This window comes from Pedobacter sp. 10L46_2, from assembly GCF_056395165.1.
This window is the reverse complement of the sequence record NZ_JBFTIZ010000005.1, coordinates 24281-36708: the sequence shown is the minus strand read 5'-3', so window position 1 is coordinate 36708 and position 12428 is coordinate 24281. Positions and strand designations below refer to the sequence as shown.

At 41.1% G+C, this 12428-nt stretch carries 11 protein-coding genes; all 11 read right to left on the bottom strand.

Annotation, left to right across the window (positions count from 1 at the left end; all coding sequences use genetic code 11):
- On the bottom strand, nucleotides 1–1298 hold a 1298-nt coding region (locus AC1DDX_RS01360; protein WP_477621721.1), incomplete at its 3' end, for a GH116 family glycosyl-hydrolase.
- A 78-nt stretch (nucleotides 1299–1376) separates the two neighbouring features.
- The gene (locus AC1DDX_RS01355; RefSeq protein ID WP_288883961.1) at nucleotides 1377–1622 is read right to left on the bottom strand and encodes a hypothetical protein; all 246 of its coding nucleotides are present in this window, start codon (nucleotides 1620–1622) and stop codon (nucleotides 1377–1379) included.
- A gap of 25 nt (nucleotides 1623–1647) precedes the next feature.
- Nucleotides 1648–2304, bottom strand: a complete 657-nt coding sequence (locus AC1DDX_RS01350) for a hypothetical protein (protein ID WP_288883962.1) — start codon at nucleotides 2302–2304, stop codon at nucleotides 1648–1650.
- A gap of 29 nt (nucleotides 2305–2333) precedes the next feature.
- Nucleotides 2334–4565 carry a TonB-dependent receptor gene (locus AC1DDX_RS01345; protein WP_337717368.1) on the bottom strand — a complete coding sequence of 744 codons (2232 nt, stop codon included), beginning with the start codon at nucleotides 4563–4565 and terminating at the stop codon, nucleotides 2334–2336.
- A 74-nt stretch (nucleotides 4566–4639) separates the two neighbouring features.
- On the bottom strand, nucleotides 4640–5344 hold the full coding sequence (locus tag AC1DDX_RS01340) for a LytR/AlgR family response regulator transcription factor (RefSeq protein ID WP_172661159.1): 705 nt from the start codon (nucleotides 5342–5344) through the stop codon (nucleotides 4640–4642).
- Nucleotides 5341–6366 (bottom strand): sensor histidine kinase, encoded by a 1026-nt coding sequence (locus tag AC1DDX_RS01335; RefSeq protein WP_172661160.1) that lies wholly within the window; start codon nucleotides 6364–6366, stop codon nucleotides 5341–5343. The genes AC1DDX_RS01340 and AC1DDX_RS01335 overlap by 4 nt, the downstream gene beginning before the upstream one ends.
- A gap of 106 nt (nucleotides 6367–6472) precedes the next feature.
- A complete protein-coding gene (locus AC1DDX_RS01330) occupies nucleotides 6473–7837 on the bottom strand; it encodes an aldehyde dehydrogenase family protein (protein ID WP_477621720.1) in 1365 nt (454 codons plus the stop codon).
- Nucleotides 7834–8550: a gamma-glutamyl-gamma-aminobutyrate hydrolase family protein gene (locus AC1DDX_RS01325; RefSeq protein ID WP_288883964.1), complete on the bottom strand. Its 717-nt coding sequence runs from the start codon at nucleotides 8548–8550 to the stop codon at nucleotides 7834–7836. The genes AC1DDX_RS01330 and AC1DDX_RS01325 overlap by 4 nt, the downstream gene beginning before the upstream one ends.
- A 10-nt stretch (nucleotides 8551–8560) precedes the next feature.
- A complete protein-coding gene (locus AC1DDX_RS01320) occupies nucleotides 8561–9709 on the bottom strand; it encodes an iron-containing alcohol dehydrogenase (protein WP_172661163.1) in 1149 nt (382 codons plus the stop codon).
- 35 nt (nucleotides 9710–9744) lie between these two features.
- Nucleotides 9745–11103: a glutamine synthetase family protein gene (locus AC1DDX_RS01315; RefSeq protein WP_337717366.1), complete on the bottom strand. Its 1359-nt coding sequence runs from the start codon at nucleotides 11101–11103 to the stop codon at nucleotides 9745–9747.
- Nucleotides 11100–12416, bottom strand: a complete 1317-nt coding sequence (eat, locus tag AC1DDX_RS01310) for an ethanolamine permease (RefSeq protein ID WP_172661165.1) — start codon at nucleotides 12414–12416, stop codon at nucleotides 11100–11102. The genes AC1DDX_RS01315 and eat overlap by 4 nt, the downstream gene beginning before the upstream one ends.
- Nucleotides 12417–12428 lie beyond the last annotated feature (12 nt).

Below are 12428 nucleotides of genomic sequence, written 5' to 3'. Positions count from 1 at the left end.
GCCGTTGCCAGTGTATCAATATTAATAAACGTGCGCTCCAGGAACCAGTGTGGAAGCGTAGCGTCATTCCATGTGGTACTCCACAACTCGGTTGTATTTGTTAGCTTTTCAAAATTTGATTGCAGGTATGCACTTACTGCACCGGCGTCCTTAAATCTGGTAGCGTAATGAAACCCTTGTTCTGCGTCCTTAACTATTTTCTTGAGGTTAACATTTGCATTGTTGAAATGCCAGCTGATTGAATAATCGGCTTTAAGAGATTTTCCGGGACTAACAGTCTCTCCAAATTCAATTCCTCCAACCAGTTTTTCAGGTGCATCTGCAGCTGCAGAACTGGTAGCCGCAGCATTGAAATGCTTGCCCGTAACCGGCCAGGGCTCAATAGCAGCATATGTTTTTCCTTTTGCTTTGTGCAAGGTAAAACACATGGTTCCGCTGTCTTGCGCATTTTTCAGATCATCAGTAAGGGCGTCAAACGAAGAGAAGATGCTGCTCGAGTTTTCAGCTGTTACCACCTCATTTTTCCTTTTTCCGGTATTTGGTTTTCCGCTTAACTTGTTAACCCCATTTTCCATCCAGCCCAATACAGAAACATTGATATTGCTGGTGGTGGTATTCTTTATTTCTATTCGTAAAATGGTTGCAGGCAAAGCCGAATTCTGCGCATCTAAAGGAATAAATGGTGAATACACCTTTAGGTATACTGAAACAGGGAAATCTTTACTGCTGTATTTTATGGTAGCTATTGGATAGGCTGGCTTAAATTCGATCTCATCCCAATGCTCTTCACTTAATTCTTTAATAAAGGTTTTGCCATTCACAACGGCCTTTACGGCAAAACCCTGCTCTAATACCCGTTTATTGTTGGCAATGGCCGGCTCAATGTAAGCCGAGCCATCTCTGGCACGGATCTTTCTTACTTCTGTTCCGTCATTCCAGTTCACGGTTTTAGGTTCTATCCCTTCTTGTGCACCTTCGAATGTTTCATTGTAAATTTGCCATAACCAGAGCCGTCCATCGCCACCTACATATACGGTTCCGGCGTGAAGGCCGCCAACAGGCATTCCAATATATTTAAATTCATTTTTACTTTTATAATAAGCCGTCTCTTCGCCCCGGTTGTAAAGAGATTTGACCCATTGTGGATCTAAGCCTTTACTTTCGGGTATGTTGTGAAGAGGATAGTCTAACGCAAATATACTTTTACCCCATACCGGGAACTGTACCGCTGCCAGACTAGCCGTAAGCAGGCCGGCTTTTTTAATAAAATCTCTTCTATTGGATGGTTTATTGTGCATATTGATTTATCTGGTTCAATTAATTAAAACTAAACAGTTTATACCAGATAATTTTGAAATTGCCAAAATCGCTTAATACTATGGCAATTTCATTTTATGTTCTGTACACTGCCAGCCAGCTTTACCATTGGCATGCCTGCTGAATGCAAAACGCATCAATAATCCATTTGCTGCAATGAACAATATAATTGCCAGTATGGCGGCAACTTTTGTTAGTGAAACAAGGGTTGGATTTTTAGAAAACCCACCAAAAATATAACCGATGATAAATACCATACAAACACCAAAAAGTATTCGTATGAACATGATAATTGCGAATCCCATGATCTTAAATTTTAATTGTTAATGATTATTTGTTTTTACCTAATAATTCCTGGTTCTCTGTTTTACCCCAGTGTGGTTGAACACTTGATTGCTCCTTCTGAAGCAAGGCAAGGCTTCTGGTTGCCAACTGCTTGCCAGCCTCTTTATCGCCTCCCCACATTTTTGGGGTCTTATACATTTCCCAGGCTTTTACATAGATTGCTCTGGGGTTTTCAGGATTGAGTTCCTGTGCTTTTACACGGTATTGCTGAGAAAGGACTCCGTATTTTCTTCCATATGTCATTGGGTTGATGAACACCTTTGTACGGTAGACCATACTGAGCACGGTATACAGCTCTGAAAGCTCCTTTTTTTGCTTTACGGTATCGAGCAGTGATTTGGCCATTTGCACCTGCTCTTCTCCGCGGTTGCTAAAAGGCTCTATACTTTCGCCATCGTCCTGATTGATGAAACCTACTTTCGCATTGCAAAATGCGGCATAATAATAGGGCAGCCAATCTTTTTTCTGCTGGGCTGCAATCTGTAAAAATTCTTTCTCCAGCAGTTCAAAATCTTTGGCCTTAGTTGCCTGATCTAATTTAGTTACCGCATTTTGTAATGCATTTGGTTTTCCTTGTTCCTGTGCCGCTGAAGTAAAATAGAATGATACCAGGGCCAGAATAGCTAATACTAACTTTTTCATGTTATTGATTTTTAATGGTTAAAAAATATTTATAGATTTTTGTCGAGGAAATCGCTGGTGCGGTCTATCCCGAAGCTCATGAATATGCCTGCATAGAAAAATCGGGTGGCAGGCAGTGTTATGGGCACTTTATTGGTGCCATCCAGACTATAATTATATCCGAATACCTGCTTAGTGCCCAGTATATTATTTACCCCTACACTAAATCCGGAAACGGGCCTTTGCTTCCAGCTGCTGAAGATTGAAAAAAGGTGGGCAATCTGTAAGTTCATTACACTGTATGCTTTTGTTTTTCCCTGATCAAAGATCTTGCAGGCATTGTCATCAGCACTGTATCTGATATCATAATACGGCCTTCCTGTAGCAATTGCATAGGATACATTCACATAGGTATTGATGTCCTGAAAATTTTGTTTAATTGCAATGGTTGCCGTATGCGGCGTAGCAAAAGCAGGTTGCAAAGCAAATGGGTAATTGAGGTAATTGCGTTTGGTATCCAGGTAAGTATAAGTAACCCAGTAATCAAGATTTTTAATCGTTTTTTTATCCCTGAAAAACAACTCTACCCCCTGTGCATATCCACTTCCTTCATTATTAATAACAGGGATTGTTTTTACAAGATCGTTGTATTGCTTACGATAAGCCTCTATCCTGAGGAAACGGTTGTTTGCTTTTTTGGTATAGTTTAGCATGTAATGTGCTGCCCTTGAAAATTTCAGGTCAGTGCTCCGGTACAAGATTTCGTTCAATGGTTCCTGGTAAAAAATGCCGTAAGCCAGATTGAATTGTCCGCCGTCTTTTAAACGATATGCCAGACTTGCACGTGGTGCCACAACTGCCTTATTTAACAAAGAAGAGTACTCTATACGGGTTCCAATTTTTGCAGCCAGATTTTTTGCCAGGTAAATATCGCCCTCAACAAAAGCTGCCGATAGGTTGTCGATAATGGCAAGGGTACTATCGTTGGAAAAGCCCCTGTCCCGGTTATAAAAGTGCTCTGCTCCGAAACGCAGTGCCTGATTGTTTGAAAGTGTATTGGTAAATACTATTCTACCCTGCGCAAAGTTAGATCTGATTAATTTTTGGGCATTCTTATAATTTAGTGCGTCATCTTCTAGATTTACGGGCTGTCCATCGATGTTTAAAAGACCATTAATGGTATGATCCTCATTATAACTATAGACTAAACCTGCATCAACCTGCCATTTATCTGTTAAATAATCTTTATAGCTAAGGTTATTGTAGATGCTCTTTCCTTTTACCTGATAGCTGGATCTTAGTGCTGTGCTATCGATATCAGCATTACGCATACCAACATCACTGATGTCCCAGTTGGTATAAAACTTGAGCATTCCGGTTTTCCCTGTTTTTATTCTAAAATTCGCATCCCCCTCAATATATTCCGGCCCCCTAAAATAATCGGGTTTTTGTTTAACAATAGAATTATAAAATGTTGCATTGCTATAGCGCAGTGTAACACCATAGCTGCTTTTCTTATTGCGCGATAACTGTTGTATACCTGCATTGGAACTTGGCGGAAAAATGGCAAAATAGGCCGATGATTTTTCAGGGAGCTCATTGCTTTCGAGAATCAGGGCACTACTCATTGCCTGGCCATATAATGCGGAATAACCACCGGTACTAAAAAGTATACCCTTAAACAGAATCGGATTAACACGTGCATACTGCTGCATACCAGGCACCCTTGGATAGTTTGGATTTTTGAGCAGTGTACCATCAATAAACTGCTTAGTCTCGTCGCCTGTTCCGCCGCGGACAAACAAGCCATCCAAATCGCCGACTTGTTGTGCGCCCGGCAAGGACCGCAGGGCTAAGGATAAATCAGCCATGCTCCCGGCAACAGTAAAGGCATCCATTGCGGTAAGAGAGGCCCCTTTAGCCTTATCGCTTGCTTCAAAAGACCCGGCACTAATGGTTACTTCGTTCAGCGTTCTGGTATCTGGCTTTAAAACAATGTCCAGATAAAGGGATGAATCTAAGCTGATGTCTTTTTTGAACAGTTTATAACCTATTGAGGATACAGATAGCACTTGTTTTCCTTTTAAACCTTCAATACTGAATTTACCTGTGCTATCTGTTTTAGCTCCTTTATTTGAAGGGCTTAATAAAACACTTGCAAGTGGAATAGCATTTCCTTTATCACTTTTTACAGTTCCTGAAATCCGGTATTGGCCAAAGGCAAAAGAGAAGGCCGATACCAACAAAATTATGATTATGTATGTTGCGAAATTTGTTTTCATTGCCTGCGGGTTTTGTATAACTTACAGGCAAACTTATGCTGAAAACCAATGCAGTTTTTGGAGAGTAGACTACATCAGAAATTTTGTAGACGAGACCGGAGATTCTCTTTATAAAACTCACTTACCGGAATTTCTTTATTGCCAATACAGACAAAATCCCTTTTAACGGCGGTTATCTTTTGCACAACTACAAGAAAAGATTTATGGGTTCTTACAAAGGAATTTGCAGGAAGCTTTTCTTCCATTGCCTTCATGGTCATGCGGGTAAGCACCGGCTTATCGCTGGTCGACAAATGAATTTTGATGTAATCTTTTAACCCTTCTATATATTCAATATCTGCTACTACAATTTTAACAAGGGTATACTCTACATTTACAAAGAAGTCCTGAATCTCATTTACATCGTTGTTCTGATTATGCTGCAAACGGAACAATTCATTGGCGCGGTTACATGCTTTTAAAAAACGTTCGAAACTGAAGGGCTTTAACAGATAATCTACTACCTGCTGATTGAACCCCTCCAACGCATATTGTTCATAGGCTGTTACCAGGATCACCATTGGCGGATGCTGCAAGGATTGCAGGAACTGCAGTCCGCTTAGACCGGGCATTTGTATGTCCAGAAAAATGAGGTCCACCTGTTCGGTTTGTAAAACTTCATAGGCTTCGAGTGCATTTTTACAGGTTTTAATTAACTCTAAAAATGGCAGCTGCCGGATGTTATCTTCCAAAAGATCCCGAACCAGTTTTTCGTCATCAATGGCAATACATTTGATCATTTAAGCATTAAAGTTAAGGTAATATGGAACAAATTGTTTTCCGTTTTAATTTTTAAGTTATGCTTGCCTTTATAAAGCAGATCTAATCGGGATTTAACATTGGCCAGTCCGATGCCCGAATTTTCATCTTTACTGGAGTTGGGCTGATCATCAATCTGGTTCTCTACTTCAAATAGCAGCACATCATTTTTTACGGACGTACTTATGCTTATTTTAGGATACCCCTGGTGGGCGACACCATGTTTAAAAGCATTTTCGACAAAAGGGATGAGCAGCATTGGCTCAATGGAATAATCTCCATTTTCTATGCCAGGATCTACGTTGTAGTTGATTTCAACATCGTTACCAAAACGCAATTTCTGTAATTCTATATAGTTATTAAGATAAGAAACCTCTTTGCCCAGCGCTACCTTTTTCCCTTGTGTATCGTACAACATATAGCGCATGAGTTCAGAAAGCATGATCAGAGAAGGTTCCATTTGATCTGATTTCTTTCTGGCCAGCGATACCAGGTTGGTAAGCACATTGAACAGGAAATGTGGACTGATCTGAGAGCGCAGAAACTTTAATTCGGTAGACAGCTGTTCTGCTTCGATCTTTTGCTGTTTCCTGTCGGATATGATCTTATCAACTACCTTACGATAAACAATACTAATTACAAATATTCCGATAGAAGGTGCAAAGACAAATTTATAAGCCGACATGTCGTTTAGGACATCGGGGAACCACCATAAAAGCAGGTGGTATTTTAACTGAAAGGAACTGATTATAAGAATTGCCGATGCAATAATGTATAACCACCACCACCGCCGGTTTAGTAACCGGGGTATGAGGTAAAAGGCATTAAAATAAAATATAAAAAGATGAATAAAACCCGCAAGGGTAAAGAAAGGCCCTGGTATAGGCCCTATTTTATAATCGTGTTCTGCAGAGGAAACAAAATAAGGTAACAAGAGGATCATTCCCCAGACAAATACATGAAGGGCAATACTGATGTGCTGGAATTTAACAGATATTTTCATTAGCCTCTAGTAACAAATTACAAAGCTACTTATTCATACATGTAACGAAATAAAGAGTAGACGAAGCAGGCAATTGTAGCGACAACAGCCTGCTTTTACTATGGCACTAGCTTCTCAAGTGCCAGGCTTTAGGCTTGGCAAAAGCACGCAAACCCTGGTGGGATAAGGTAGCACCTATACCCGAATGTTTTCTGCCACTCCATGGCACGCCCGCACTTACCCTGTCGCAGCAATTCCAATATCCCGTACCGGAATCAATTTGCGAAAGAATGTGTTCTGCCCTATCTATGTTATCAGAATAAACGGAAGCTGTAAGCCCATAGGCCGTATCCTTCATCATCTCCAATGCTTCATCGTCATCCGCTACTTTCATAATTCCAATTATAGGCCCAAAGCTTTCTTCCTGCATCACCTTCATATCATTAGTTACATTGGTGAGAACAGTAGGTTCAAAATAATGCCCGATATGGCCTTTGCGTTTACCCCCCTGCAATAGAGTAGCTCCTTTTTCTATAGCATCTTCTACCTGATGCTTTAGTACATCAATTTGTTCCTTTCTGGTTAAAGCGCCTATATAAACTCCATCTTCTGTTGGTGGGCCCGATTTCCATGATTTTACTTCTTTTACAAAGGCGGCCACATAATCGTCATATACATTTTCATGCACGTAGATACGCTCTACCGCGCAACAGCTTTGTCCGTTGTTATAGAAGGCCCCATCAGCGGTACCCGCAGCTACTGCAACAATATCTTTTACATCATCTGCAACATAGAGCGGATCTTTACCGCCAAGCTCCAGCTGACAAGGAACCATCTTTTTGGCTACTCGTTCGTAAATGTGTTTTCCTGTTTTATAGGAACCGGTAAAGAAATAACCATCGAAATCCATATCTAATAAATGTTCTCCTGTTTCTTTAGCCCCGATAGCGATCTGAAAAACATTTTCAGGTACACCTGCTTTTTTAAGTAGGCGCTCAATTTCCAGTCCTGTTAAAGAAGCATATTCCGAAGGTTTATAYATTACTGCATTTCCAGCAAGCAGGGCTGGCACAAATACGTTTACCCCAACCAGATATGGATAGTTCCAGGCCGATATGTTACAGATTACACCAAGCGGATCATAAGAGATCTTTTCTTTCAGTTCATCGGTATCAGTAACCCACTCATCTGAAAGGTATTTCTCTGCATTGCTAATCATCCATTGAATCCTTGTTCTGGCCCCGTTAAGTTCATTGCGCGATTGCTGTAAGGGCTTGCCTACCTCAGAAGTAAGTATTGCCGCAAGTTTTTCTTTTTCTAAATCCAGCAAATCGTAAAACCGATGGATAACGGCAATGCGTCCTTTTAATGATTGCTTTGCCCAGTGTTTTTGAGCAGCTTTAAGCAGGTTATATTTATTATCTAACGATGCCTTGTCGTTTTCTATTAATATGGTAATAATTTCCTCTGTAGCCGGATTTACAACATTCATCTTTTATGATTTTTTACTGCTTCTATAAACTGTTCTTTAACTTTTTGAGAGAGTGGGTTCGATTCCTTTTCTTTCATTCTTTCAGGATGCCATTGTACGCCTAGCATAAAAGCTTTGTCGGTTTTATCTTTAAATTCCAGGGCTTCAATGATACCGTCGTCGGTATCTGAATACGCACTAACCATTAAATTCTCACCAAGGTAATTCGGATTAATTCCCTGATGGTGGGCGCTGTTTACTTCTCCTTTTTCTACACCGGTTACGCTATACAGCAAGCTTTCCTTTTTAACATTTACGCCATGTACTTTGTCCTCAGCACCTTTTTTGTGGATTTGATTCACCTGCTCGCCATTGTCTTCAAATACTTTGCCCCCCTCAAGGATATTAACATATTGCATGCCCCGGCAGATTCCCAGAACAGGTACTTTGTGATCTTGTGAATAGGTATAAATCTGTAGTTCAAACTGATCTCTTTCGGGTAAAAACACATCCGGCTTATGTGGATAATCTTGTACCCCACCATACAATTCAGGAACTACGTCTATTCCCCCGGTTAAAACAAAGCCATCACATAACTGAAAATCGTAAATATTATCCTTTTGAAAAGAAAGCTCTATGAGTTCAATTTCATCTCCCAATTCCTGCGAGGTAAACCAATTCCAATAGTTCTGAAAATTGGTTTCGGTATAGCTTATTCCAATCTTTTTTTTCATTAGAATATCATTAAAGCGCCTTTAAATACAGTTGTTTAAAATCTTCGCGGCTTACCGGTTTAGGATTGTTAGGATGTGCAAAATCGGCAAGGGCGAGGTCTGCTAGTGTTTCTATATGTTCGGGTTTTACACCGATGTCTCTTAAATGATGCGGGATATTTACTTTAGTATTCAGTTCAAAAAGGTATTTTACCACCGCTTCGCCTGTTTCTTCTTTTAATTCAAGCGTCCGGGCTATCCTGCGGAATTTGTCTTCAAAGCCGGCAATATTAAATTCCATTCCGTATGGGATGTTTACCGCATTGGCCAAACCATGATGCGTATCGAGTAAGGAAGAAAGTGGATGTGCGAGAGAATGCACCACACCAAGTCCTTTTTGAAAAGCAATTGCGCCCATCATAGAGGCCATCAGCATTTTACTTCTGCTTTCCAGATCAGGTTTGTTTGTCGCTTTTTCGAGCGCGTCTTTTATTAACGAAATGCCCTCTAGTGCTATACCATCGCACAGCGGTTGCGGATTTTTTGCCAGAAACGCCTCCATATTGTGGGTAAGCGCATCCATACCTGTTGCTGCCGTTATAAATGGAGGTAAATCCATAGTAAGTACCGGATCAGCAAATACAATTTGTGCCATTAACTTTGGAGAGAACAGGATCTTTTTCTGATGTGTTTCATCATCAGCGATAATAGCACTTCTGCCTACTTCGCTTCCGGTTCCCGAGGTGGTTGGAATGGTAATAAAATGTGGGACATCGTTGGTAACGTAAACATCCCCACCAATCAGGTCATCGTATTTAAACAGATCCTCGCGGTGATTTACCCTTAACACAATTGCCCTGGCCACATCCAATGCTGCACCGCCACCAATACCAATAATGCTATCTCTGGAAGTATTATCCCACACATCGCCCCCTTTGTATACATCGCTTTTTACAGGGTTTTTGTGAATGTCGTTAAATACTTCTACTGAAATGTTATGCGCTTGTAAATCGGCTACAATGGCTTTAAAAAATGGCAATGAAGCTATGGTTGGATCGGTAACGATCATTGGCCGTTTTAATCCATTCTTTTGCAAATAAGCGGGCAATTCCTTTATAGCCCCAGCTCCGAAACGAATGGTGGTTGGGAAATTATACTGATATACTTTATCGAATGTCATATGTATGGTTACTATTAATCAAATTATACCTGAGGTTAAATAATTTCAAAGTAGCGTTTAAGCTCCCAATCTGTTACTACTTTGGCGTACTGCTTCCATTCCCACTCTCTTGTTAACGTAAAATGCTCAACAAACTGATCGCCAAACAGCTCTTTTGCTACTGTTGATTGTTTCATTTTTTGGGTAGCTTCATAAAGGTTGGCCGGCAATACTCCGTTTGAAAGATCCCGGTAACCATTTCCTTCGGTAGCCTCCTTTTCCAGTTTCATTTTGTTTTTAACTCCATATAAACCCGCAGCAAGGCAGGCAGCCAAAGCCAGATATGGATTAGTATCGGAACCTACTACCCTTGTTTCCAGACGCGTTGCTTTTGCGTTGCAAGGCAATGCCCTTAAGGCAACCGTTCTGTTGTCGATACCCCAGGTTAGGGTAGTTGGGGCCCAGGCCCCTTCAACCAATCGTTTATAACTGTTAATGGTCGGAGCAATCATTGGCAATATTTGCGGCAAACAATGCAATTGCCCAGCTATATAGCTTTTCATCAGTTCACTCATTTTGTGCGGATCCTTTTCGTCGTAAAACAGGTTATGTTTCGAATCCTTATCCCACAAACTCTGATGAACATGTCCGCTGCAACCAGGAAGATGTTCAGTAATCTTTGCCATAAAGGTAGCCATAACCCCGTGCTTATAGGCAATTTCCTTGACCGCAGTTTTAAACAATACCGCCTGATCTGCCGCCTGCAAAACAGGCGCATATTTAATGGCTGCTTCGTAAACCCCTGGCCCGGTTTCTGTATGTAAGCCCTCTATAGGTATTCCGAATTTGCAAAGCAGATCAAAAAGATCTGTCATGTATTCATTTTTTAAGGTACTCCGTAAAATGGAGTAACCAAACATTCCAGGAGTTAAGGGTGTAAGGTTTTGATAGCCTTTTTGGTGTGCTGTTTCTGGTGTTTCTGCAAAATTGAACCATTCGAATTCTTGTGAAAAATAGGGTGAAAAGCCACTTTGTTCAGTATCTGCCAACACCTTACGCAGTAACTGCCGCGGACAGGTATATCCTGGTATTTCATCATCATCTACGAAGTCGCCCAGGAAAAAAGGAATATCATTTTCCCAGGGTATTTTACGGAATGTACTTAGGTCAAGCTTTACCAGTGCATCGGGATAGCCGGTATGCCAGCCTGTAAATTTCACATTATCGTAAGCTACATCACCCATATCCCACCCAAAAGTAACATCACAAAATCCTAATCTTCCTTCTGCTAAAGAAGTGAACTTTTCGGCAGAGATATACTTGCCTCTTAAAACGCCATCAATATCGGCAACGGCGAGTTTTACTTTTCCTGACGGATGCTGCTTTACATATGCTAATATTTCTTGTGTTGTCATGCATGAGATGGTTTAAAGATTCTGTACAGCAAAAAGGTTACTATCAATATGGAGAAATAAATAAGTCCGAGTTTAAAATTGAAAATGAACATTGCAATAATAGATACAGTTGCAATGACGAGCGAGATAACCGGAAATGCCGGATAAAATGGAGCCCGAAAAGGTCTTGGCAGATCAGGTTCCCGCTTCCTCAGGATAACAATGGAAATCATGGAAATGATATATAATGTAAGTGCTCCAAAAACAGAGACAATGATGATCTCTGATGTTTTACCGGAAAGCAATGCCAGAATACCGATTACCATGTTTCCTATAAGCGCATTTGCCGGGGTATGGAATCTTGGAGATATTTTGCCGAGAAATGAGGGGATGTTATGTACCCTGCCCATTTCATAGGTTGATCTTCCGGCAGCAAGTATAAGTCCATGAAAAGAAGCTACCAGTCCGAATAAACCAACAGTAATTAGCAGGTGGTACATGAGGTGATTACTGCCTGTTATTTTTGCAAGGGCCAAAGGAAGCGGAGAATCTGATGTTTCTCCGCTTATTCCATTTTTATAAACTATTGCTTCCCATCCGGCGATGCCGGTAGCTGCAATAAAGATTAATACGCACAGTATAGCCAGTGTAAAGATGGCCCAGCCAAATCCTTTGCTGATGTCTTTTTGCGGGTTCTTGGTTTCTTCGGCCACATTAGCGATTCCCTCGATTCCCAAAAAGAACCAGATGGCAAATGGAATGGCTGCAAAAACGCCTCCCCATCCATTGGGCATTGCATTGTGGGTAAGGTTTGCTACCTCGAACTTTGGCAAAGCGATACCTGAAAACAAAAGCAATTCTCCTACGGCAAGAACAGTAATGATCACCTCAAAAGAGGCCGCAGCTTTTACACCATATACATTGAGCCCGGTAAACACGAAGTAAATGGCTATGGCACTGGTTAGTATGGGCACTTGCGGAAAAAATGCATTGAAATATGCACCAATTGCAAATGCAATGGCTGGCGGAGCAAGTATAAACTCTACAATCTGGGCAATACCGGCTATAAAGCCGATATTTTTGCCCATCGCTTTGTTTGCATAGTCAAATACCCCACCCGCCTTGGGGATAGCGCAGGCAAGTTCCGCATAGCTGAATGTAAAGGTTACATACATTACCATGATCACTATAGTGGCTATAGCCATCCCCCCTGTGCCGCCTTTTTCGAGACCCAGGTTCCATCCAAAATACATACCCGAAATGACATACCCTACTCCAAGCCCCCAGAGCATAAACGGGGTGAGTGTTTTTTTTAAACCTTTGTTTTCTGTCATTTGATGATTTCG